Here is a 23,905-nt window from a genome sequence, read left to right as displayed (position 1 = left end):
GCGGAAGGGCCCGACCCGCGTCGCGGATCGGGCCCTTCCCCCGGGCGCTGTGCCGGCGTCAGCTCTCGGCGTTCGCCGTCGACTCGGCCGCGGCACGCGTCGTCCGTCGCCGGCGCACCGGCTTGGCCTCCTCGGACGCGACCTCCGCGGGGGCGGCCTCCGTGGCGGTGGCCTTGGCGCGGGTGGTGCGGCGGCGGGGCTTGGCCGGGGCTTCGGCGGCCTCGGCGGGCGCCTCCACCGTCTCCACCGCGGCCTCGGTGGCCTTGGCGCGGGTGGTGCGGCGGCGGGGCTTGGCCGGGGCCTCGGCGGCCTCGGTGGCGCCCTCGGCGCTCTCGACCGCGGCCTCGGCGGCCTCCGTGGCGGTGGCCTTGGCGCGGGTGCGGCGGCGCGGCTTGGCCGGGGCCTCGGCGGCCTCGGCGGGTGCCTCCACCGTCTCCACCGCGGCCTCGGCGGTCTCCGCCGTGGTCGCCGCGGCGGCGCGCGTACGGCGGCGGCGGGGCTTGGCGGGGGCGGCCTCGGCGGCCGTGCCGGCCTCCGCGATCACCTCGGCCGGGCCCTCCGCGGTGGCGACGACGGCCTCGGCGGCCGGCGCGGCGGCGGGAGCCTCGACGGCCACGGTCTCCGTGGTCGCCCTGCCCGCTCCGGCACGGGTGCGGCGCCGGCGGCGGGGCTGACGAGGCACGTCGACGGTGTCGGCGGCCGCCGTGGTCCCCTCGGCGGTGTCGACGGCGGTCTGCGCGGCCTCCGCGCCGGTCGCGGTCGCGTCGAGATCCACGCCGCCGCGGGTGCGACGCCGCTGGCGCGGGGCGCGGGTCCGCTTGGGCCGCTCCTCGCTGGTCGACGAGTCCGCACGGCCGCCACGGCCGCGGCCTCCGCGGCCGCCGGTCTCGCCGAGGTCCTCGATCTCCTCGGCGGCCAGCCCGGCGCGGGTGCGCTCGGCGCGCGGCAGGATGCCCTTGGTGCCCTGGGGGATGTTCAGCAGCTCGTACAGGTGCGGCGAGGTGGAGTAGGTCTCCTCCGGCTCGTGGAAGGAGAGCTCCAGCGCCTTGTTGATCAGCTGCCAGCGCGGGATGTCGTCCCAGTCGACCAGCGTGACGGCGGTACCCGACGCGCCCGCGCGGCCGGTGCGGCCGATGCGGTGCAGATAGGTCTTCTCTTCCTCGGGCGACTGGTAGTTGATGACGTGCGTCACACCCTCGACGTCGATGCCGCGCGCGGCGACGTCGGTGGCGACCAGCACGTCGACCTTGCCGTTACGGAAGGCGCGCAGCGCCTGCTCGCGGGCGCCCTGGCCGAGGTCGCCGTGGACCGCGCCGGCGGCGAAGCCGCGACGGCTCAGCTGGTCGGCGATGTCGGCGGCGGTGCGCTTGGTGCGACAGAAGATCATCGCCAGCCCGCGGCCCTCGGCCTGCAGGATGCGGGAGACCATCTCCGGCTTGTCGAGCGAGTGCGCCCGGAAGACATGCTGGGTGATGTTGGCCACGGTCGCGCCCTCGTCGTCCGGCGCGGTGGCGCGGATGTGGGTGGGCTGCGACATGTAGCGCCGCGCCAGCGAGATGACCTGGCCCGGCATGGTCGCCGAGAACAGCATGGTCTGCCGCTTGGCCGGCAGCAGCTGGATGATCTTCTCGACGTCGGGCAGGAAGCCCAGGTCGAGCATCTCGTCGGCCTCGTCGAGGACGAGGGCCTTGACGGAGGAGAGCGTCAGCTTCTTCTGCCCGGCGAGGTCGAGCAGCCGCCCGGGGGTGCCGACGACCACGTCGACGCCCTTCTTGAGGGCCTCGACCTGGGGCTCGTACGCGCGGCCGCCGTAGATCGAGAGGACCCGGACGTTACGCACCTTGCCGGCGGTGAGCAGGTCGTTGGTGACCTGCTGGCACAGCTCGCGGGTGGGGACGACCACGAGCGCCTGCGGGGTGTCGGTCAGCTGCTCGGGCTTGGCCCGGCCCGCCTCGACGTCCGCGGGGACGGTGACGCGCTCCAGCAGCGGGAGGCCGAAGCCCAGCGTCTTGCCGGTGCCGGTCTTGGCCTGGCCGATGACGTCGGTGCCGGAGAGGGCGACCGGAAGGGTCATCTCCTGAATGGGGAACGGGGACGTGATGCCGACGGCTTCCAGGGCCTCGGCGGTCTCGGGGAGAATCCCGAGGTCTCGGAAAGTAGTCAGGATGTTTGCCTCTTCTGTGAGACGCGGCGTGAGGCGGCGAAAGGGGTCGCACCGCGCCCTGGTGGGCCGGCCGCGCGAAGTGGCGGCCGATGTCGGCGCGGGACCACTGCCTTCGCTCCAGCACTCACGCCACGAGCGGGTCCTTCCTACGCGCATGCAGTCGATGCGCGCGCGGAAGGCGGTCGGTTTGGAGCCGATCGGGCCACCGACCGGGCATCCGCATTCGTGGAACGACCCGCCGATACTCGACGGGCTCTATATCACTGTACCCCGGAAACGCCCATGTGTGACCGGGCAGCCGAACGCGCGAGGAGGAGGGCGCTGGCTGACCAGGCCCTTCCCAGCGGCGACCAGCGGGCTATTGTGCGCCGTATGGAGACGCCTGACAAGCCAGAGAACACCATCGCCGACGCCGGGAAGTCCGCCGACGCCGGGCAGCCCACGGCCACCGGCATCGCCGCCCAGGACTGGGCGCAGGCTTCCGCCGACCCGCAGTACCGGGCCGCCGTGGTGGACCTGCTCGGTGCCCTGACCTACGGCGAGCTGGCCGCCTTCGAGCGGCTGGCGGAGGACGCCAAGCTGGCGCCGACGCTGGACGACAAGGCCGAGCTGGCGAAGATGGCCTCCGCCGAGTTCCACCACTTCGAGCAGCTGCGGGACCGGCTGGCCGCGATCGGCGAGGAGCCGACCGAGGCCATGCAGCCCTTCGCGGCGGCGCTGGACGAGTTCCACCGTCAGACCGCACCCTCCGACTGGCTGGAGGGCCTGGTCAAGGCGTACGTCGGCGACTCGATCGCCAGCGACTTCTACCGCGAGGTGGCGGTACGGCTGGACGCCGACACCCGCGCGCTGGTGCTGAGCGTGCTGGACGACACCGGCCACGCGAGCTTCGCCGTGGAGAAGGTGCGGGCAGCGATCGAGGCGGAGCCGCGGGTCGGCGGGCGGCTGGCGCTGTGGGCGCGGCGACTGATGGGGGAGGCCCTGTCGCAGGCCCAGCGGGTGGTCGCGGACCGCGACGCGCTGTCGACGATGCTCGTGGGCGGCGTGGCGGACGGGTTCGACCTCGCGGAGGTCGGCCGGATGTTCTCGCGGATCACCGAGGCCCACACCAAGCGGATGGCCGCGCTGGGCCTGGCGGCCTGAGACTCGCCGGCCGGACCGCCCGGCGCACCGCCCTCAGCTGACCCTCGGGCCGCACGGGCCCGAGGGGTCACGCCGTGGCTGATCGGCGAAGGCGCGGATCGGTGCGAACGAGCACGGAGAGCATGGCGGCGGTCATGCCGAAGGCCGCGATCAGCGTCGCCAGCGTGTGGCCGGGGCCGAGCACGGCGTGGGTGAGCAGCGCGCCGAGCAGGGCGGCCACGGGGCCGGTGGAGAGCACCAGGGATCGGGGAGGAAGCCGCCGGGGCAGCCAGCGCAGCGCCGCGTACGCCAGGGCGAGGCCGATGGCGACCGAGCCGAGCGCTTCCCAGACCAGGATCATGGCGCGTCCCTCCCGTGGACCGGAGCTGACCGGAGTGCCGCCGGGCGCCAGGAGCGCCCGGTCGTGGCAGGTCTTACCCGCGGTCCGCCACGGGCAACCCTGGGCGCACACACGATCTGCACAAACGGCGGCGGGGTCCGGTGTGCGTACACCGGACCCCGCCGCCGTTCTCGCCCGTGCGGGCTGTCGCTCAGAGCGCGCTGAAGCCGACCTTGCGGGTGGTCGGCTCGCCGATCTCGACATACGCGAGGCGGTCGGCCGGGACCAGGACCTTGCGGCCGTGGTCGTCCACCAGGCTCAGCAGCTGCGCCTTGCCGGAGAGCGCGTCGGACACCGCGCGCTCGACCTCCTCGGCAGACTGCGCGCTCTCCAGGGTGATCTCGCGGGGCGCGTGCTGCACGCCGATCTTGACCTCCACGGCTATGTCCCTCCGACGGTCAGTTGAGGTGCGCGGCCTACCGCGCCGTACGGAGCACACATTAGCCCGGCGTGGGGATCAGCCGAGCCGCTTGGGCGCACGCCCGCAGCGAACACGCGATCCGATGCGGGCCAGAGCGTCCCACGCGTCCGCCACCCGCGACGGCCGCCCCCGCCGTTCCCGGCGCGCGCGGTCTACAGGCGGGTGGCGTTCCGACGTCGCCGGTGGCGGGTCAGCGCTCCGCGACCTCGTTGCCGTGCAGCGGGAATCCGGCGATGCCCCGCCAGGCCAGCGAGGTGAGCAGCTGAACCGCCGTCTCGCGCGGCACCGTGCTCTCGCTGGAGAGCCAGTAGCGCGCCACGACCTGGGACACACCGCCCAGGCCGACGGCGAGGAGCATCGACTCGTCCTTGGAGAGTCCGGTGTCCTCGGCGATGACCTGGCTGATGGCCTCGGCGCACTCCAATGAGACGCGGTCCACGCGCTCGCGCACCGCCGGCTCGTTGGTCAGGTCGGACTCGAAGACCAGCCGGAAGGCGCCGCCCTCGTCCTCGACGTACGCGAAGTAGGCGTCCATCGTCGCGGCGACGCGCTGCTTGTTCTCCGAGGTGGACGCCAACGCCGTGCGCACCGCCTGGAGCAGCGCGTCGCAGTGCCGGTCCAGCAGGGCGAGGTAGAGGTCCAGCTTGCCGGGGAAGTGCTGGTAGAGCACGGGCTTGCTGACGCCCGCGCGCTCGGCGATGTCGTCCATCGCCGCCGCGTGGTAGCCCTGTGCCACGAAGACCTCCTGGGCCGCACCCAGGAGTTGATTGCGTCGGGCTCGGCGCGGAAGGCGCGTGCCTCGTGCGCGCACCTCGGTCTGCTCGATGGCTGTCACGCCGCCTCCCATGGATTGTTCATGCGCGGTGTGCACCGCGCACGCCATCGTACTTTTGGGTAACTGGGACGCGCGCGGTCCGTGCGGAGAATTTCACGGATCGGACTCTGTAGGAAGCCGACAAAAGGTGCAGGTCATCGGTACTCGTCCTCGTTGAGCTCGACGACGCGAGCCTGCTCGGCGCGGTCGGCGTCGTTCGCCGACGCCCGGTCGACGCCGATCAGTGGATCGTCGCGGTGCGGGGACAGGTCGGCCTGCTGCTCCGCGGCGTCGGCCTCGGGGGCCTCCACGTCGATCGGGGTGGCGTCCTCCTCATCCTCGAAGCTCTCGGGTTCGTTCGGGTCGACTGGCATGGGCACCGGCCTCTCGGCGGATTGCGGGTGCGGTCGCACTTATGTCTACGAGCCTAGGAGAGGTCGGTTCCAGACGCTATGCGGTCTGTGACGGCGAACACACAATCGCCTACGTGATCGTCTCGTAACATTGCCGCATGTCTTCGACAGAGTCGCCGGATGCCGGCACCGTAGTGCCCGTGGTGCCGCCTGTGCGGGGCGTGCGGGTCGGAGCGGGGGAGGCGCTGCGGACCGCGAGTCTGCCCGGGCTGACGCTCTCCGTGCGGTCCCGTCCGCCGTCCCGCGCGGGCCTCCCGCCGGCGCTGTACGTGCACGGCCTCGGCGGCTCCTCTCTCAACTGGTCCGCGCTGATGGAACTGCTCGCGGACCGCGTCGACGGCGAGGCTCTCGATCTGCCCGGCTTCGGCGACTCCCCGCCACCGGACGACGGCGACTACTCCCTCACCGGTCACGCCCGGGCCGTCATCCGCTACCTGGACGCGAGCCGGCGGGGCCCGGTGCACCTCTTCGGCAACTCCATGGGCGGCGCGATCGTCACCCGCGTCGCCGCGGTCCGGCCCGATCTGGTGAGCACCCTCACCCTCATCTCCCCGGCCCTGCCCGAGCTGCGCGCCCAGCGCGCCGCCTGGCCCACCGCCCTGCTGGCGGTCCCCGGTGTCGCGCGGCTCTTCGTTCGGGCGACGCAGGACTGGACCGTCGAGCGTCGCACCCGTGAGGTACTCGCGCTCTGTTACGGCGACCCCTCCCGAGTGACCCCGGAGGCGCTCGCCGCGGCCGTGGCCGAGCAGGAGCGCCGGGCCGGGCTCCCCTACTTCTGGGACGCGATGGCGCGCTCCGCGCGGGGCGTCGTGGACGCCTACACTCTGGGCGGCCAGCACTCCCTGTGGCGCCAGGCGGAGCGGGTGCTCGCGCCCACGCTGCTGGTCTATGGTCTGCGGGACCGGCTGGTCGGGCACCGTATGGCGCACCGCGCGAGCGCCACGTTCCGCGACTCCCGGCTGCTGACCCTGGTCGACGCGGGGCACGTCGCGATGATGGAGTACCCCGAAGAGGTGGCGCAGGCGTTCATCGGGCTGCTCGATGAGGCCGGCGGGGGCGGCGCCGGCACCGGCGCGGGAATGGACGACATGGCCGAGGAACGTGACGGGAGCGGTGCGGCACGTGGGTAAACACAGCGCACGTGGCAGCCGGGAGGGGCGCGACGGCCGCGAGGGGTCCGGCGATCCCGACGCGGGATCGCCCGCCGGATACGACACCGGGGGGTACGCCGCGGCGTACGGCATCCGGGAGTACGACACCGGCGAGTACGAGTCCGGTGGTTACCCCCTCGGGTACGAGGCGGGCCGGCAGCCAGCCGCCCACGGCTCCGGCGGATACGACGCCGTCGGCTACCCGGAGGGCTACGACACCGGCGGGTACGCGACGCTCCAGAACACCGGCGGGTACGCCACGACGAGTGACACCGGGGGGTATCCGACGGTCGAGGGCACCGGCGGATACGCCGCGGTCCAGGACGCCGGGGGTCACGGCCTGCCCGCGGACGCCTTCGCTCCTGGTGGGCCTCCTCCCGGCGGCGCCTCCATAGCCGCCGACGCGGCCCCGGGCGGCCCGGCGATCCCCGGCGCCTCCATATCCACCCCCGCCGCCACATCCCCCGAGGGCACCGCCTCCGGGGCCGAGTGGGGCACGCCGCCGCACGGGGCGGCGCGCCCGCCGCGAGGCGCGTCGGTGCGGGGTGGCCACCCCGAGCAGCGTGAGCCGGGCGGCGGCTGGGGCGCGCTGGGAGAGTCGCCGATCTCCACCGGCCCGCAGGGTGGGGCGCGGATTCCCGGGCCGCGCAGGGAGCACCTGGACGCGTTCGACGGCCCCGCCGCCCCGACCTGGGACACCCGGGGCCCCGCCGGGCACGGCGGGGGAGACGGCGGCGCCGGCCCCATATCCGGCATATCCGACGATGGGTCGCGGATCCCCGCGCCCGCCCGCGCGGGCGGCGGTTCCGGCACAGGCGTCTCGGCGCACGCCCGCGGGGGGACCCCCGCCGGCCGGGGCGGCAAGGCCCGGGCGATCACCGGGGTCGCCGCCGCGGCCGTGACCGCGGTGCTGGCGGTCGTGGTGGCGGGGCAGGTCGCCGACGGAAAGAAGGGCGCCGGCGACACCGACACCCGCCAGGACGTGGAGCGCGGGGTCGACGACACCGCCTCGCGCGGCCAGGGGCGGGCCACGCCGAACGGGGCCGCGCGCGCCGCCGCCCTGACGTACGACCAGAAGATGGCCAAGACGTATCCGCTCGACCCCAAGCTGCAGGGGTCCGGCTCCTTCACGACCGTCGCCGGGCACGACAAGCCCCCGCGCGCGATCAGCGGCGAGGTGAAGCGCTACCGCGTGGACGTCGAGAAGGGGCTGCCGCTGGACGGCGAGCTCTTCGCGGAAGCCGTGCACAAGACGCTGAACGACGACCGCAGTTGGAGCCGCGACGGCAGACGCGGCTTCGAGCGGGTCTCCTCCGGCCGCGCCGACTTCGTGATCACCCTGGCGAGCCCGGGGACCACCGCGAAGTGGTGCGCGAAGTCGGATCTGGACACCGCTCAGGAGAACGTCTCCTGCGACTCCGCGGCCACCGAGCGCGTCATGATCAACGCCTTCCGCTGGGCCCAGGGCGCGGAGACCTTCGGCGACCGCGCGATGCACGCGTACCGCCAGATGCTGATCAACCACGAGGTGGGGCACCGGCTCGGACACGGCCACGAGACCTGCGCCAAGGACGGCGCGCTGGCGCCGGTGATGATGCAGCAGACCAAGTTCCTGACCACGGACGGCGCCACCTGCCGACCCAATCCCTGGCCGTTCCCCAAGGGGGACGCGGACGAGGGCGGAACCGGCTCCGGCACCGGCTCCGGCTGATCGTCCCCGCCCGGTCGCGGGCTGGTTCCGGGGCGCTCGCCCCGCGGTCCACCCGGTGTCTCGCGTGACCGCCGGGCGTCCCGGACACGCCGCGGAGTCGTCCGTGGCGTGTCCACAGGCGCGGCCGTCGTGTCCACAGGCGTGCCCGTAGCCATGTCCATGGGCGTGTCCACGGCGGTGTCCACCCTCCGGGCGCCCGGGGTGAGGCCCCGTCGCGTCGAGGCCCCCCGAGGCCGCGGCGGGGCGGGCGACCCCCGGTGCGTACCGCATCGCGAGATGTGACGTCTCTGATGGCGAGACGGCTTTGCCTTGGGCCGAAAATTCGTTCAGTGTTCTGCGCATGCCGCACCGCCACGCCTCCGACACCGCCGCCTTTGAGCTGGCGCTGATCGGCGTGGCCGCGCACGCGGTCGCCGACATCGACTGTCGCTGAGACCCGCCCAACTCCCCGCGTTCTCCGCGCCGTCGTGCGCGTTCCCATCCTTCCGCCGGGGGCGGTCCTCTCGCGCTCGCTTTTCGTCCGCGCGCCCATCACACCGCCTTCCGCCGGCGTTTCCTGCTGCGAAAGGCCCCACCGCCATGTCTCGTCTGTCCGTCACCGCACGCCGTGTCGCCGCCACCGCCGTCAGCGTCGTCCTCGTCGGCGCTGCCGCCGCCTGCGGCCCCGAGGACAAGAACGGCGACAGCAAGAGCGGTGGCGGGGGGAGACCGGGGAAGGGCGGCACGCTCACCATCCTCAACTCCCAGCCGCAGGAGGACTTCGACCCGGCGCGGCTGTACACCTCCGGCGGCGGAAACGTTCCCTCGCTGGTCTTCCGCACCCTCACCACGCGCAACCGCGAGGGCGGCGAGGCGGGCGCCAAGGTCGTGCCCGACCTCGCCACGGACCTCGGCAAGCCCAGCAAGAACGCCACGGTGTGGACGTACACGCTGAAGGACGGGCTGAAGTACGAGGACGGGACGGAGATCACCAGCGCCGACATCAAGTACGGCATCGAGCGCTCCTTCGCCGCCGAGCTCTCCGGCGGCGCCCCCTACCTGCGCGACTGGCTGGTCGGCGGCGACTCCTACGAGGGCCCGTACAAGGAGAAGAAGGGCCTGGACTCGATCGAGACCCCCGACGAGAAGACCATCGTCTTCCATCTGCGCAAGCCCGAGGGCGAGTTCCCCTACCTGGCCACGCAGACGCAGTTCGCCCCGGTGCCCAAGGCCAAGGACACCGGCACCAAGTACGAGGAGCACCCGGTCTCGTCCGGCCCGTACAAGGTCGTCGAGAACACCGGAGACGGCGAGCGCCTGGTGCTGGAGCGCAACCCGCACTGGTCCGAGAAGACCGACGAGGAGCGGCACGCCTATCCGGACCGGATCCACGTGCAGTCCGGCTTGGACTCCGCCGTGATCAACCAGCGGCTCTCCACCGGCAGCGGCGCGGACGCCGCCGCCGTCACCACCGACACCAATCTGGGCCCGGCCGAGCTGGCCCAGATCGGCGGCGACAAGGAGCTGGCCGGCCGGGTCGGCACGGGGCACTTCGGCTACACCAACTACCTCGCCTTCAACCCGAAGGTGAAGCCCTTCGACGACCCGAAGGTGCGCCAGGCGATCTCCTACGCGATCAACCGCACCAGCGTCGTCAACGCGGCCGGCGGCTCCTCGCTGGCCGAGCCCGCCACCACCTTCCTGCCCGACCAGAAGTCCTTCGGTCACACCCCCTACGACCACTTCCCGGCGGGCAGGACCGGCGACCCGGAGAAGGCCGAGGAGCTGCTGAAGGAGGCCGGTTACGAGGACGGGCTGACCATCACCCTCACCCACTCCACCGACAAGGACTTCGAGACCAGCCCGGAGATCGCCACCGCCATCCAGGACGGGCTGAAGAAGGCCGGGATCACGGTCAAGCTCCAGGGGCTGGAGGACAACGAGTACGACCAGAAGGTGCACAGCGCCAAGGACGAGCCGGGTCTCTTCCTCGCTCACTGGGGTGCCGACTGGCCCTCCGGCGGCCCCTTCGTCGCGCCCATCTTCGACGGCCGGCAGATCGTCGAGGACGGCTCCAACTACAACCACGCGTTCCTGAACGACAAGGCCGTCAACAAGGAGATCGACGAGATCAACAAGCTGACCGACCTGGACACGGCGGCCGAGCGGTGGGGCGCGCTGGACAAGAAGATCGGTGAGCAGGCGCTGACCGTGCCGCTGTTCCACCCCGTCTACAAGCGCCTCTACGGCAAGGACGTCAAGAACATCGTGATCAGCGACTGGACCGGTGTGCTCGACGTCTCGCAGGTCGCGGTCAAGTAATGACGGATCCGCTCACCACCCGCGAGGCGGGGGCCGCGACCGCCCCCGCCTCCGGCGCCCGACAGGTGTGGCGGCGGCTGCGCGCCCGGCCGTCCGCCGTGTCGGCCGCCGCCGTGCTGGCGCTCCTGATCCTGCTCGCCCTCGCCGCCCCGCTGCTGGCGGCCCTGGAGGGACAGGACCCGGACGCCTACCACGACGACCTGGTCGACTCCGCGCGCGGCGGGGTGCCGCTGGGCGCCTTCGGCGGCGTCAGCGCCGACCACTGGCTGGGCGTCGAGCCGGGCACCGGCCGCGATCTGTTCGTCCGACTGCTGTACGGCGCCCGGGTCTCGCTGGCCGTCGCCGTCGGCGCCACCGCGGTGCAGGTGCTGCTCGGGCTGCTGCTGGGGCTGGCCGCCGGGCTCGGCGGCCGGTGGGCGGACTCCCTGCTCACCCGCCTCGGCGACATCTTCGTCTCGCTGCCGATGCTGGTCATCGCCATCTCGCTGACCGCGATCGCCCCCGCCGACTTCCCCCGTCCGCTGTTGATCGCGATCGTCATCGGCCTGCTGGGCTGGGTGAACGTCGCACGCGTGGTGCGGGCGCAGACGCTGGCGCTGAAGAACCTCGACTTCGTGGCGGCCGCCCGGCTCGCCGGCTCGGGGCCCTGGCGGGTCGCCCGCCGCGAGCTGCTGCCCTCCCTCGCCGCGCCCGTGATCACCTACGCGGCGCTGCTGGTGCCGGTCAACATGACCGTCGAAGCCGCGATGTCGTTCCTGGGCGTCGGCGTCAAGCCGCCGACCCCGTCCTGGGGGCAGATGCTGTCGTCGGCGACCACCTGGTTCCGCGCGGACCCCGTGTACGTGCTGCTGCCGGCCTCGATGCTGTTCCTCACCGTGCTCGCCTTCACCGTGCTGGGCGACGGGCTGCGCGCGGCGCTCGACCCGCGCGCGGCCTCGCGGCTGCGGGTGGGCAGGGAGCGCGCGAAGCGGAAGGCGGACCGCGCGGGCGGCGCTTCGGCGTCCGTATCGGCCGTTTCCGTATCGGCCGCTTCCGTGTCCGCCACCTCCGCCGCTTCCGTAGCCACCGCCTCCGCGTCCGCCGCGGCGCCCGCCGGCGCGGCGACCGGATCCGCGGCCGGAGTCGGGAAGGAGCTGACGTGACCGGCTATGTGCTGCGACGGATCGGCGGGGCGCTGTTCGTGCTCCTCGCGCTGTCCGTCCTCGTCTACGCGTTCTTCTACCTCGCCCCCGGCGACCCGGCGAAGCTCGCCTGTGGCCCGCGCTGCGACCCGCGGCAGATCGCCCAGGTGCGCGAGCAGCTCGGCGTCGACGAGCCGGTGTACGTGCAGTACTGGCACTTCCTGCAGGGCCTGTTCGTCGGCCACGACTACTCCACCGGCACCGCGGTGCTGCACTGCGACGCGCCCTGCTTCGGCCTCTCGTACCAGAACGACCAGCAGGTCACCGAGCTGATCACGCAGCGACTGCCGGTCACCGCCTCGCTCGCCTTCGGAGCGATGGTGCTGTGGCTGCTGCTGGGCGTCGGCTCCGGGCTGATCTCGGCGCTGCGCCGGGGCGGGATCACCGACCGGGTGCTGACCTCGTTGACGCTGGCCGGGACCGCGACGCCGGTCTTCGTCATCGGGCTGCTGCTGCTCATGCTCTTCTGCGCCTATCTGCAGTGGCTGCCGTTCCCGTCCTATGTGCCGCTGACCGAGGACCCCGAGCAGTGGGCGTGGAACCTGCTGCTGCCGTGGACCGCGCTGGCGCTCATCGAGTCGGCCAAGTACGCCCGGCTGACCCGCAGCGCGGTGCTGGAGACGCTGGCCGAGGACCACATCCGCACGTTCCGCGCGTACGGGGTGCGTGAGCGCTCCCTGGTCGGCCGGCACGCGCTGCGCGGCGCGCTGCCCCCGGTCATCGCGCTCAGCGCGCTCGACCTGGGAACGATCTTCGGCAACGCGGTGCTGACGGAGACGCTGTTCGGCCTGCCGGGCCTGGGGCAGCTGCTGGTCCACTCGGTCCGGGTGATCGACCTACCGGTGATCGTCGGCGTGGTGCTGGTGACCGGAGCCGCCGTGGCGCTCGCCAACATCGTCGCGGACATCCTCTACGCCGTCACCGACCGAAGGGTGGCCCTGACATGACCGATCCGCTGGTGCAGGTGCGGGACCTCACGGTGGCCTTCCCGGTCGCCGAGGGCGCGGACGTACGGGCCGTGGACGGGCTCTCGTTCGAGCTGGGCGCCGGGCAGGCGCTGGGCATCGTCGGCGAGTCCGGCTCCGGCAAGAGCACGGTCGCCTACGCGCTGCTCGACCTGCACCGGGGGACCGGGGCGCGGGTCGGCGGCGCGGTGCGGGTGGCCGGGCACGACGTGCTCGCAGCCGACGACGCCGCGCTGCGCCGGGTGCGCGGCGGGGTGGGGGCCATGGTCTTCCAGGACCCGCTCTCCTCGCTCGACCCGTACCTGGCCATCGGCGACCAGATCGCCGAGGTCTACCGGGTGCACCACCGTGACGCCTCACGGCGCGCCGCGCGGGCGCGGGCGGTGGAGGTCCTGGACCGCGTCGGCATCCCGGACGCGGCGCGCCGCGCGCGGTCCCGCCCGCACGAGTTCAGCGGCGGCATGCGACAGCGCGCCCTGATCGCCATGGCGCTGGCGCTGCGGCCCCGGCTGCTGATCGCCGACGAGCCGACCACCGCGCTGGACGTCACCGTGCAGGCGCAGGTCCTCGACCTGCTGCGCGAGCTGCGGGCGGAGACCGGCATGGGGCTGATCCTGGTCACCCACGACCTGGCGGTCGCCTCCGGCAACGTCGACGAGCTGCTGGTCATGCGGGGCGGCCGGGCGGTCGAACACGGCCCGGTGGGTGCGGTGCTCGCCGAGCCCGCCGAGCCCTACACGCGCGCGCTGCTGAACGCGATCCCGCGCGTAGACGCCGCGCGGAAGGACGGTTCGGGTGTGGACGCCGCGCGGGAGCCCGGTTCGGGCGACGCCGCGCGGGCGGTCGGTTCAGGCGGGGACACCGCGCGGAAGGACGGTTCGGGTGTGGATGCCGCGCGGGCGGTCGATGGGCTGGGGGAGACCGCGCGGGCGACGGCCTCCAAGCCGACGGTCTCCACGCCGGCGGTGTCCACCGCGACGGCCGCCCCGGCGACGACCCGGCCGGCGGAGGGTGCCGCCGTCGCCGACGAGGACGTGCTGGTGGAGGCGGTCGACCTGCGACGCGTCTTCGGCAGGAGGAAGGCCGAGTTCGCCGCCGTGGACGGGGTCTCCCTGACGGTGCGGCGCGGCGAGACGCTCGGCATCGTCGGCGAGTCCGGCTCCGGCAAGACCACGCTGGGGCGGATGCTGGTACGGCTCCTGGAGCCCAGCGCCGGCACGCTGCGCTACCGGGGGAAGGACATCGGGACGCTGCCCGAGCGCGCGCTGCGCCCCTTCCGCGGCGAGCTCCAGATGGTCTTCCAGGACCCCGTCTCCTCGCTCAACCCGCGCCGCAGCATCGGCGAGTCCATCGCCGACCCGCTGCGCGCGGCCGGCGGGCTGGACGACGCCGCGGTGGTCGCACGCGTGCGGGAGCTGCTGGAGCGGGTCGGCCTCGACCCCGCCTGGTACCACCGCTATCCGCACGAGTTCAGCGGCGGGCAGCGGCAGCGGGTGGGCATCGCGCGGGCGCTGGCGCCCGAGCCGAGGCTCATCGTCTGCGACGAGCCGGTGTCCGCGCTGGACGTCACCACCCAGGCGCAGGTGGTCCGGCTCCTGGGCGAGCTCCAGCGTGACCTGGGCCTGTCCCTGGTGTTCATCGCGCACGACCTCGCCGTGGTCCGCCAGGTGAGTGACCGGGTGGCCGTGATGCGGTCCGGACGGATCGTCGAGGAGGGAACCGCCGACGCGGTCTACGACGATCCCCAACACCCGTACACCCAAGGGCTGCTGGCCGCTGTGCCGCTGCTCGAGCGGACCCCGGTGGCGGCGTAACGGAGGCACTGACTCCGGGGTCCTCCGGCGTATTGCGCAATAACGCGTGCGCAGGGTGAAGGTCACGGGCGTTCACCCCTTCCGGTGGTGCGACGGACAACCGTCCGTCGCACCACCGGCATGCGCGCATAACGTGCTCCCGCCGCCGCACGGCGGCTTCCCACAGGAACGGCCTGGGAGGATCGGGGGTGCGCTCGTGCGCGTGGCACTGCTCACGGAGGGCGGCTGTCCGTATGCGTCCGGCGAGGCCGGGCTGTGGTGGGACCGGCTCCTCCGGGGCCTTCACCAGCGCGGTTTCGAGGTTCGCGCGCCGAGGCGGAGCGCCCGTCGACACGCCGAGGGCGACGCGGGAGGGGCTGGCCTCCCCGGCCGTGCCCGCGTGGCGCCCGCGCCCCCGGGGGGCGAGCCGGCCCGGCCCACGGGCGGCGTGCGCCGGGTGCGGGGGGCGCATGGGGCGTGCGGGCGGCGCGAGAGACACCGGTTCGCCGAGTACGTCCGGGCGCCGGTGACCGCGGCGGGGGCGACGGCCGGGGCGGGCGTCGGAGAAACAGGCGGCGAGGGGGCGGGCTTCAAGGCCGGAGCCGCGCGGGGAGCCGGTGGCGAGCGAGCTCAGGCGGACCGTTTCGCCAGCGGTCTCCACGGCCTCGCCGCACTCGCCCGCGAGCGCGGCGGGCCGCCCGTCGCGCTCCGCTCCGAGCATGCGCCGCGCAAGTCGGAGGACACCTGCCGCACGCCCGGCGTGCCGGGCGGCGCCCGCCTCGCGCGGGCCGCGGACCCGCCGACCGCCGTCGCGCCGCGGGAGCGCGCGCCGCGCCCGTTCTCGCTGGACCGGTACGGCGACGCGGGGGCCGCGCGGGGCGGCGATGTCGGCCCGCCGGCGCCGGGCGCGGACGGTCACGGCGCCTCGCCCCCGGGCGCGGCGGGGCGCGGGCCGACAGAGGCGGCGGGGAGCGGGCCGGTGGGGTTGGACCTCAGCCATGCCGCCTCCGGCGGTCCGGCCACGCTCCCACGCCCACCGGCCACACGCTTCTTCGGGACCCCGCTGCTCTCCACGCCCCGCCACGCCGTCCCGGCGCCGACCGACCCACGACCCACGAGGAGAGCGACGAAGATGACCGTCCACCCCGCACCACGGCGGGAGCGTGACCGATGAGAGTCCTGCTGCTCGGCGCCAACGGCTACCTGGGCCGCTATGTCGCCGACCACCTGCTCGCCGACCCGTCCGTCCAGCTCACCGCGCTCGGCCGAGGCGACGACGCCGACGTCCGCTTCGACCTGTCCACCGGCAGCCCCGGGGCGCTGACCCGGTTCCTGGACGCCGTCCACCCCGGAGTCGTCATCAACTGCGCCGGGGCGACCCGCGGCGGCGCCCGCGAGCTGACCCGGCACAACACCGTGGCCGTGGCGACCGTCTGCGAGGCGCTGCGCCGCAGCGGCTGCGCCGCGCGGCTCGTCCAGATCGGCTGCGCCTCCGAGTACGGACCCTCACAGCCCGGCTCCTCGACGGCGGAGGACGCCGTGCCGCGCCCCGGGGGGCCGTACGGGGTGAGCAAGCTGGCGGGGACCGAGCTGGTGCTGGGCTCCGGCCTGGACGCCATCGTGCTGCGGGTCTTCTCACCGGTCGGGCCGGGCACCCCCGCCGGCTCGCCGCTGGGCCGGTTGGCGGAGGCGATGCGCCGGGCGATCCAGGGCGGAGACAGCGAGTTGAAGCTGAGCGGCCTCGGGGTGCAGCGGGACTTCGTGGACGTGCGGGACGTGGCCCGCGCGGTGCACGCCGCCTCGCTGTCGGCCGCCCAGGGCGTGGTCAACATCGGTACCGGGCGCGCGGTGCGGCTGCGCGAGGCGGCCGCCGTGCTCGCGCGGGTGGCCGGCTTCGGCGGCGCGCTGCACGAGGTCGACGCCCCGCCCCAGTCCCGGAACCCGCTGCACCAGCCGACCGCGCAGCAGCTCGCGGCCGCGGGCCACGGACCGGCCCACGGCCACCTCCATGGGCATGGCCACCCTCACGGCCACGGCCACGGCCACTCCCATGGACACGGCCCGGCCGCCGTCGGCCTCGGCGCGGCGGCCGAGGGGGGCTCCGCGACGCCTCCGTCCACGACGGCGTTCCCCTATCCGGACGGCTGCGGCGTCTGGCAGCAGGCGGATGTGCGCACCGCGCGGGACCGGCTCGGCTGGCGGCCGCGGATCAACCTGGAGGAGTCGCTCGCCGACATCTGGATGGAGGCGGCGTGTCGCATCTGACCTCCACCGGCCCGCGGCGCTCCCCGATGCCCGCCGCGGACCGCCTGCGATTCGGAGTGCCCGGCTGCGCCCACCCCCTCGTCGCCCCCGGCGAGTGGGCCGAACTCGCCCGCGCGGGCACCCCGCTGCACTGGGCCGTGCTCAACGTCGCGCGGGGGCCCGGGGCGCGCCGCGACCCGCACTGCCTCAGCGCCGCGAGCCGGCTGCGGGGCGCAGGCGTGCGTCTCCTCGGCCACCTGGACCTACGGTTCGGCGCCCGCCCGTTCGGCGAACTGGTCGCGGAGGCGCACCGCTTCCTCGACTGGTACCGGGTCGACGGCTTCTATCTGGACCGCAGTCCGGTGGAGCGCTCGGGCCTGTCCGGGGTGCGCCGGATGACGACGACGCTGCGTGCCCTGCGGTCCGGCGCCCACCTCGTGCTGGGCCACGGCGTGCATCCGCACCCCGGGTACGCGGACCTCGCCGAGCAGCTCGTGACCTTCCGCGGTCGCTGGGCCGAGTACCGCTGGTCCCAGGCCGCGGAGTGGACCGCGCGGCACGCTCCCGAGCGCTTCTGCCACCTGGTGCACGGCGTTCCGCGGGCGCACCTGGAGGAGGCGCTGCGCATCGCCCGCTGGCAGGGCGCCGGCACGATCTACTTCACGGATCACACCACCCGGCCGGGCGAGGACACCGGGGCCGCCGACCCCTGGGAGGCGCTGCCCGGCTACTGGGACGAGATCGTCTCGCGAGTCGGACCGGGTGTCTCGGAATGAGAGGGGGCGTGGCAGTGTTACGAGGAGAACAAACACGCTCCTACCTCTTACGGAGTCCCCGTGTCGCTGCCACCCCTGGTCGAGCCGGCTGCCGAGCTCACCGTCGACGAGGTCCGCAGGTACTCCCGCCACCTGATCATCCCCGATGTGGGGATGGACGGGCAGAAGCGGCTGAAGAACGCCAAGGTGCTGTGTGTGGGCGCGGGCGGCCTCGGCTCGCCCGCGCTGATGTACCTCGCCGCGGCTGGCGTGGGCACCCTGGGCATCGTGGAGTTCGACGAGGTCGACGAGTCGAACCTGCAGCGGCAGATCATCCACAGCCAGTCGGACATCGGCCGATCCAAGGCCGAGTCCGCGCGTGACTCGGTGCTGGGGATCAACCCGTATGTGAACGTCGTGCTGCACGAGCAGCGGCTCGAAGCCGACAACGTCATGGAGATCTTCTCCCAGTACGACCTGATCGTGGACGGCACGGACAACTTCGCCACCCGCTATCTGGTCAACGACGCCTGCGTGCTGCTGAACAAGCCGTACGTGTGGGGTTCGATCTACCGCTTCGACGGCCAGGCGTCGGTCTTCTGGAGCGAGCACGGCCCCTGCTACCGCTGCCTGTACCCGGAGCCCCCGCCGCCGGGCATGGTGCCCTCCTGCGCCGAGGGCGGCGTGCTGGGCGTGCTGTGCGCCTCCATCGGGTCGATCCAGGTCACCGAGGCCATCAAGGTGCTCACCGGCACCGGTGAGCCGCTGGTCGGCCGACTGATGATCTACGACGCCCTGGAGATGACCTACCGCCAGGTCAAGGTCCGCAAGGACCCGGAGTGCGCGGTCTGCGGTCCGAACCCCACCGTCACCGAGCTGATCGACTACGAGGCGTTCTGCGGTGTCGTCTCCGAGGAGGCCCAGGAGGCCGCCGTCGGCTCGACCATCACTCCCAAGCAGCTCAAGGAGTGGATCGACGACGGCGAGAACATCGACATCATCGATGTCCGCGAGCCGAACGAGTACGAGATCGTCTCGATTCCGGGCGCCCGGCTGATCCCGAAGAACGAGTTCCTGATGGGCACCGCCCTCCAGGACCTGCCGCAGGACAAGAAGATCGTTCTGCACTGCAAGACCGGCGTGCGCTCGGCCGAGGTGCTGGCCGTGCTGAAGTCCGCGGGCTTCGCGGACGCCGTCCACGTCGGCGGCGGCGTGATCGGCTGGGTCCACCAGATCGAGCCCGAGAAGCCGGTCTACTAGCACCGGGGCCCGCGGGACGCGTCGACGCGCCCGGGGCGACAGGACGAACGCCGAGGGCCGGCCCCCACACGGGGGGCCGGCCCTCGGTCGGTTCGTCGATCGGTCCGTCAGGAGCAGGTGGTGCCCTTCGCGGGCACCTTCCCGTCCAGCAGGTAGCCGTCGACGACCTTGGTCATGCACTCGTTGCCGCTGTTGTAGGCGCCGTGGCCCTCACCCTTGAAGGTGAGCTCGATGCCCACGCCGTCGCCCAGCTCCCGCGCCATCTTGCGCGCGCCCTCGTACGGGGTCGCCGGGTCGCCGGTGTTGCCGATGACCAGGATGGGCGCCGCGCCCTTGGCGGAGACCTCCGGGCCGTCCGTCGTGCCCTTCACCGGCCAGTCGGTGCAGCCCAGCATGCCCCAGGCGAGGAACTCGCCGAAGACCGGCGAGGCCTTGCGGAACTCCGGCAGCTTCGCCTTCACGTCCTCGACGGTGTAGCGCTGCTTGTCGTCCACGCAGTTGATGGCCGTGTTCGCGGCCTGGATGTTGCTGTACCGCCCGCTGGTGTGGCGGCCCGTCATCGAGTCGGACAGCAGCTGGAGCATGTCGCCCCGGTGCAGCTTCGACGCCTCGGTCAGGCCCATCGACAGGAACTCCCACGCCTCCTCGGAGTAGAGCGCGGCGGCGATCCCGTTCAGTGCCTGGTCGCCGGTGAGCTCACGGCCGCTCCGGGTGGGCAGCGGCTTGGCGTCGATCTCCTTGAGCAGCGAGGCGATCTTCGCGTTGCCCTCCGCGCCACCCTTGCCGGTCGGGCACATCTTGCCCTTCTTGGCGCAGTCCTTCATGTAGTTGTCCAGCGCCAGCTGGAAGCCCTCGACCTGGCCCAGGGCGCCCGACACCGGGTCCTCGGTCGGGTCGACGACCGCGTCCAGCACGGCGTGGCCCACGTTCTTCGGGAACAGGTGCGCGTAGACGCCGCCGAGTTCGGTGCCGTACGAGATGCCGAAGTAGTGCAGCTTCTTGTCGCCGAGCACCGCGCGCATCAGGTCCATGTCGCGGGCCGCGCTGACGGTGTCCACGTACGGCAGGACCGTGCCCGACTTCTCCTTGCAGCCGGCGACGTACTTGGCGCGCTCCGCCAGGGCCGTCCTGAGCTCGGCGTCGTCGTCGGGGGTGCCGTCGATCTGGAGGGAGGCGTCGAGCTCCTTGTCGCTCAGGCAGGTCACTCCGGCGCTCTCGCCCACACCGCGCGGGTCGAAGCTCACGAGGTCGTAGCGGGTGCGCAGGTTCTCGTAGTCCTGGGCGAAGCTGGGCAGCGAGGAGACGCCGGAGCCGCCGGGGCCGCCGAAGTTGAACACCAGCGAGCCGATGCGCTTCTTCGAGTCGGTGGCCTTGGCGCGGATCAACGCCAGGTCGATGGTCTCGCCGTCGGGCTTGGCGTAGTCCAGCGGGGCCTTGAGCGTGGCGCACTCCCAGTCGTCGCCCGGCGCCTCGCCGATGCCCTGCGCCGCGGTGGGCGCGGCGCACTTCTTCCAGGCCGGCTGCTGGCCGGTGAGCGAGGCCGGGAGACCCGAGGACGACGGGGTGTCGGAGCCCGAGCCCGCCCCCTTCTTGTCCTTGTCGCCGTCGTCGCCGTTGCAGCCGGTGAGCGCGGCGAGGGCGATCACGAGGCCCGCGGAGACCAGCGCCCTGGTCCGTATGGTGCGTGAGGAGCGTGACATATCGGGTGTTTCCTTACCAGGGCTGGTCGGATGGAAGACGGGGGGCGTAGGGGGTGGACGCACCAGCGGGCCGCTCGGTTGCGGCGACGGCGGCCCGCGCGGGCCGCTACAACGCTTCCTTGCGGGTGAGGTGGGTGAAGGACAGCCAGCCGGGCAGCACCGGCAGCCAGAAGGTCATCAGCCGGAACAGGAACACCGCCGGCGTCGCCGTCTCGTAGGGGAGCCCGGCGAAGGTCAGACCAGTGATCAGCGCGGCCTCGACCGCGCCGACGCCGCCGGGGGTGGGCGCCGCCGACCCCAGGGCGTTGCCCGCGAGGAAGACGACCGCGATGCTGGCGTAGCTCAGCTCGCCGCCGAACGCCCGGACCGAGGCGTCCAGGCACATCACGAACGCGGCTGTCAGCAGCAGCATCCCGCCGATGCCGGCGAACAGCTTCTGCGGGCGCTGGAGCACGTCCAGCATGCGCGGCACGACGCCGGCGAACAGCGACCGCACCCGGGTGGCGACGAACTTCCGCAGGGCCGGGATCGCGGTCACCACCAGCGCCAGCACCGCCGCCGTCAGCAGCCCGGCGATCACCGTGCGGGACGGGGAGAGCGCCGGGGTGCGCTCGGTGCCGGTGATGTAGCCGAAGGTCATCAGCAGGATGATGTGGCTGGCCAGACCGAACAGCTGCGAGGCGCCGACGCTGGCCACCGCCAGCCCCGGCCGCACCCCTGCCCGCTGGAGGAAGCGGGCGTTGAGCGCCACGCCGCCCACCGCGGCCGGCGCCACCAGCTTGGCGAACGAGGCGGCGACCTGCGCCTGCACGGTGCGCCAGAAGGGCACCTTCTCCGGGACGAAGCCGAGCAGGCTGATCGCGGCGGCCACATAGGTGAGCGCGGAGAAGAGCAGCGCGATCACCACCCAGATGTAGTTGGCGCCGCCGACCACGGTGCCCAGCTGGATGTGGGTGAACTGGGACAGCAGGAAGTACGCGGCGAAGGCGCCGGCCACGAAGCTGACCAGGGTGCGCGGCTTGATGCGCTCCAGCCGTACCGGCTCTATGGGCGCCTGCGGGCGGATCAGCAGCACCTGCTGCCGGATCTGGGAGAGCAGGTCCTCCTCGCGCGCCTCCTCCAGCGCCTCGTCTATGGCCCGCTTCTGGGCCTGCTGCTCGGCCTTCTCGGCCTGCCGCTCCGCCTTGAGCGCCTTGCGGTCCGCCTTCTCGGTCTTCTCCGTCCGCTCGGCTCGCCCGGCGCCCTCGGCCGCCTCGGGCCGTTCGGCGCGAGCCGCCTTCTCCGCGCGGTCGGCCTTCTCGGCCTCTCTGGCTTCCTTGGCCGCGCGGGAGGCATCCAGCACCGCCTCGCGCTCCCGCTCGGCGCGCTCCCGCGCGAGCTGCCGCAGCGTCGCGCGGGTGGAGCGGTTGAGCGCCAGCGGCTGGAGAAGGGGCAGGCTGTCGGCGACGGTGTCCGGGCCGAGCACGGCGACCGCGGCGGCCACCGAGCGCTCCGCGCCGACCCGCAGCCCGAGCGTGGTCAGCAGCTGCGCGATGTCCATGCGCAGCACCAGATCGCCCGCCGCGATCTCGCCGCCCCGCAGGTCGGTGAGCATCACCGTGCCGGAACGATCCACCATCAGGGCTTCCCCGTCGAGCCTGCGGTGCGCGATGCGCCGCGAGTGCAGCGCCCTGACCTGGTGCCAGGCGCCGGCCAGCAGCTCGTCGGTGACCGCCTCGTCGGGCAGCGAGTTCAGGGGGCGTCCGCCGGTGTGCTCGTACACCAGCATGACGGCGTCGGGGCCCAGCTCGGAGGTGGCGATCAGCTTGGGTGCGTTGGCCCCGGCGGCGATGGCCGCGTACGCCAGCAGCGCCTCCTGTTCGAGCGCTTCGCGCAGCGACTGGAGCCCGCGCGGCTGGGTGATGCTGCGCAGCGCCAGTCGCTGCCACACCCGCCAGAAGAAGCCCTTCGCCTGCTGTTCGCGGTCGACGACGGTGACGTCGAGCGGCGGGCCGTCCTCCAGGGTGACGAGGTAGCGGCGGCCGCGCTCGGGGGGTGGCACCTGGTTGGCTGCGGCCGGCTGACCGGTGCCCGCCCGTGCCCCGCCGGTCAGCTCGTCGGCCTGGCCGGCCGGGGGCTGGACGTCCTCCGCGCGGGCCGCGCTGACCGGGTTGAAGCCGACCCGCCGCAGCCCGGCCAGCAGGTGCTGGCCGGTGGGGCGCACATTGGGCGAGCCGACGGCGTAGAGCGTGCCGAAGGCCACCGTCCAGCCGATGAGGACGGTGATGATGATGGAGAACGGGGTGGTGTAGCCGCCGACCAGGACGGCGAACGCGTCCAGCAGCAGGACGCACCACATGGCGACGCGCCAGCGTGGCCTGCGGGCCATGCCGACCGCGGTCATATAGGCGATGACCGGCGCCAGATAGCCGTGCACGGGGTCGCTGAGGGTGCCGCCCGGCGACTGCTGGGTGAGCGCCTCACGGATCGACGGCGGGGCGCCCTCGGCCACCCACAGGTCGGTGGCGAGCGAGACGCCGTGCGCGAGCACGGCGGCCAGCACCCCGTCCGCGATGCGTAGCCCGTCCCGTTTGATCAGCCGCTCGATGGCGAAGGCCACCGGCAGGATGAGCACCGCCACGCTGGCCGAGAAGCCGGCGAAGTCGATCAGCAGCCGGGGCGCGTCGTCGGTGCTCTGGCCGATGTCCTGTTCCAGGCCCTGGGTGGTGCGGTGGGCGAACGCGGCGATGGCCAGGACGGCCGCGATGCCGAGGATACCGAGCAGCAGCCGCAGCAGGTCGGAGGGGCGGTGCACCCGCGCGGGCAGCAGCGGCTCGTCCCCGGAGACCCGGTCCACGCCGGGCGGCTCGGTTCCGTCGCCGCTCCTGCCCGCCCCGGACGCACGGTCCGCGCCGGGGGCGGGGTCCGCCTCGGGCGGGTCCGCCGCGGTGGTCGGGTGCTGCGCGGGCGACGAGGAGTCGGCACCCGCGGGGTGGTCGGCGCGGGACGACCGGTCGGGGTCGGAGGGTCGCTCGGGGCTGGACGGTCCGTCCGGGTGGGGCGGTCGATCCGGGTCGGGCGGTCGGTTGGCGGGGGACGACGGGCCGGCGCCGGTGGGGCGGTCGGCGCCCGCGTCGTGTGCGCCGTGCGAGCGGTCCGCGTCCCCGGTGGAGGGCCGGTGTTCGCCCGCGCCGGGGAGGCGTGGAGCCAGCGCCTCGGCCGGTCGCCGGGCGTCGGAGCGCGGCAGCGCGTCAGGGGCGCGGGCCTCCTCCGGAGGTTGCGCACCCTGCTGCTCGGCCGTCTCTTCTCGATCTCGTATCACCAGTCACCGCCCGGAAGATGGTGGCACGCCCGGGCTGCGGAGGTGGGCATCAGGGTGCATTTCGGGGGCGTGAAATTCGGATCGTACGCCCTGTAGTCGTCTGGTGCACGCACGGCGACGGGTTGTGGCCGGTGTCGCCTGTGGTGTCGGTGGGGTGCGGCAGGATGGTTCGGATGAGTCCGCAGAGCAACGACCGGAGTCCGAAGAGC

18 protein-coding genes and 1 pseudogene are annotated in these 23,905 nt (G+C 73.4%); 12 read left to right on the top strand and 7 right to left on the bottom strand.

Annotated features, from left to right (window positions below):
• Positions 1-58 precede the first annotated feature (58 nt).
• Positions 59-2,216 (bottom strand): annotated as a pseudogene (locus tag LRS74_RS11180) (DEAD/DEAH box helicase).
• A 320-nt stretch (positions 2,217-2,536) separates the two neighbouring features.
• Here LRS74_RS11180 and LRS74_RS11175 point away from each other — a divergent pair.
• Positions 2,537-3,307 (top strand): ferritin-like fold-containing protein, encoded by a 771-nt coding sequence (locus tag LRS74_RS11175; RefSeq protein ID WP_277740869.1) that lies wholly within the window; start codon positions 2,537-2,539, stop codon positions 3,305-3,307.
• Between the two features lie 67 nt (positions 3,308-3,374).
• On the opposite strand, the gene LRS74_RS11170 is transcribed toward LRS74_RS11175, so the two are convergent.
• From LRS74_RS11170 to LRS74_RS11155, 4 genes are all read right to left on the bottom strand, one after another.
• Complete coding sequence (locus tag LRS74_RS11170) at positions 3,375-3,641, bottom strand: hypothetical protein (protein WP_277744703.1); 267 nt, start codon at positions 3,639-3,641, stop codon at positions 3,375-3,377.
• A 196-nt stretch (positions 3,642-3,837) separates the two neighbouring features.
• Entirely contained in the window at positions 3,838-4,065 is a 228-nt protein-coding gene (locus LRS74_RS11165) for a DUF3107 domain-containing protein (RefSeq protein WP_277740868.1), read from the bottom strand.
• Positions 4,066-4,297: 232 nt separating this feature from the next.
• On the bottom strand, positions 4,298-4,942 hold the full coding sequence (locus LRS74_RS11160) for a TetR/AcrR family transcriptional regulator (protein WP_277740867.1): 645 nt from the start codon (positions 4,940-4,942) through the stop codon (positions 4,298-4,300).
• A gap of 134 nt (positions 4,943-5,076) precedes the next feature.
• Complete coding sequence (locus tag LRS74_RS11155; RefSeq protein WP_277740866.1) at positions 5,077-5,295, bottom strand: hypothetical protein; 219 nt, start codon at positions 5,293-5,295, stop codon at positions 5,077-5,079.
• 137 nt (positions 5,296-5,432) lie between these two features.
• Between LRS74_RS11155 and LRS74_RS11150 the strand changes: the two genes are divergently transcribed.
• The 11 genes from LRS74_RS11150 (at position 5,433) to moeZ (ending at position 18,695) form a co-directional block, all read left to right on the top strand.
• On the top strand, positions 5,433-6,464 hold the full coding sequence (locus LRS74_RS11150; protein WP_277740865.1) for an alpha/beta hydrolase: 1,032 nt from the start codon (positions 5,433-5,435) through the stop codon (positions 6,462-6,464).
• A complete protein-coding gene (locus tag LRS74_RS11145; RefSeq protein ID WP_277740864.1) occupies positions 6,457-8,196 on the top strand; it encodes a DUF3152 domain-containing protein in 1,740 nt (579 codons plus the stop codon). The genes LRS74_RS11150 and LRS74_RS11145 overlap by 8 nt, the downstream gene beginning before the upstream one ends.
• A gap of 340 nt (positions 8,197-8,536) precedes the next feature.
• Positions 8,537-8,629, top strand: coding sequence for an Ms4533A family Cys-rich leader peptide (locus tag LRS74_RS33600; protein ID WP_347178121.1), 93 nt, complete (start codon positions 8,537-8,539; stop codon positions 8,627-8,629).
• A 146-nt stretch (positions 8,630-8,775) separates the two neighbouring features.
• Positions 8,776-10,497, top strand: a complete 1,722-nt coding sequence (locus LRS74_RS11140; RefSeq protein WP_277740863.1) for an ABC transporter substrate-binding protein — start codon at positions 8,776-8,778, stop codon at positions 10,495-10,497.
• Positions 10,497-11,639: an ABC transporter permease gene (locus LRS74_RS11135; RefSeq protein ID WP_277740862.1), complete on the top strand. Its 1,143-nt coding sequence runs from the start codon at positions 10,497-10,499 to the stop codon at positions 11,637-11,639. Before LRS74_RS11140 ends, LRS74_RS11135 begins: the two co-directional genes overlap by 1 nt.
• Entirely contained in the window at positions 11,636-12,625 is a 990-nt protein-coding gene (locus tag LRS74_RS11130) for an ABC transporter permease (protein ID WP_277740861.1), read from the top strand. Before LRS74_RS11135 ends, LRS74_RS11130 begins: the two co-directional genes overlap by 4 nt.
• Complete coding sequence (locus LRS74_RS11125; RefSeq protein WP_277740860.1) at positions 12,622-14,457, top strand: ABC transporter ATP-binding protein; 1,836 nt, start codon at positions 12,622-12,624, stop codon at positions 14,455-14,457. Before LRS74_RS11130 ends, LRS74_RS11125 begins: the two co-directional genes overlap by 4 nt.
• A 505-nt stretch (positions 14,458-14,962) precedes the next feature.
• Complete coding sequence (locus tag LRS74_RS11120) at positions 14,963-15,610, top strand: hypothetical protein (protein WP_277740859.1); 648 nt, start codon at positions 14,963-14,965, stop codon at positions 15,608-15,610.
• Positions 15,607-16,701 carry an NAD-dependent epimerase/dehydratase family protein gene (locus LRS74_RS11115; protein ID WP_277740858.1) on the top strand — a complete coding sequence of 365 codons (1,095 nt, stop codon included), beginning with the start codon at positions 15,607-15,609 and terminating at the stop codon, positions 16,699-16,701. Before LRS74_RS11120 ends, LRS74_RS11115 begins: the two co-directional genes overlap by 4 nt.
• 26 nt (positions 16,702-16,727) lie before the next feature.
• Entirely contained in the window at positions 16,728-17,456 is a 729-nt protein-coding gene (locus tag LRS74_RS11110; RefSeq protein ID WP_277744702.1) for a spherulation-specific family 4 protein, read from the top strand.
• Positions 17,457-17,516: 60 nt separating this feature from the next.
• Complete coding sequence (moeZ, locus tag LRS74_RS11105; protein WP_277740857.1) at positions 17,517-18,695, top strand: adenylyltransferase/sulfurtransferase MoeZ; 1,179 nt, start codon at positions 17,517-17,519, stop codon at positions 18,693-18,695.
• Between the two features lie 107 nt (positions 18,696-18,802).
• Here the strand turns inward: moeZ and LRS74_RS11100 are convergent, their stop codons facing one another.
• Entirely contained in the window at positions 18,803-20,395 is a 1,593-nt protein-coding gene (locus tag LRS74_RS11100) for an alpha/beta hydrolase (RefSeq protein ID WP_277740856.1), read from the bottom strand.
• A gap of 106 nt (positions 20,396-20,501) precedes the next feature.
• Positions 20,502-23,231 carry a lysylphosphatidylglycerol synthase domain-containing protein gene (locus tag LRS74_RS11095; protein ID WP_277744701.1) on the bottom strand — a complete coding sequence of 910 codons (2,730 nt, stop codon included), beginning with the start codon at positions 23,229-23,231 and terminating at the stop codon, positions 20,502-20,504.
• Positions 23,232-23,905 lie beyond the last annotated feature (674 nt).

It is taken from the genome of Streptomyces sp. LX-29 (genome assembly GCF_029541745.1).
In the GTDB taxonomy this organism is placed as follows: Bacteria; Actinomycetota; Actinomycetes; order Streptomycetales; family Streptomycetaceae; genus Streptomyces.
The sequence above is the reverse complement of the archived record's forward strand: the minus strand, read 5'-3'. Positions and strand labels throughout refer to the sequence as shown.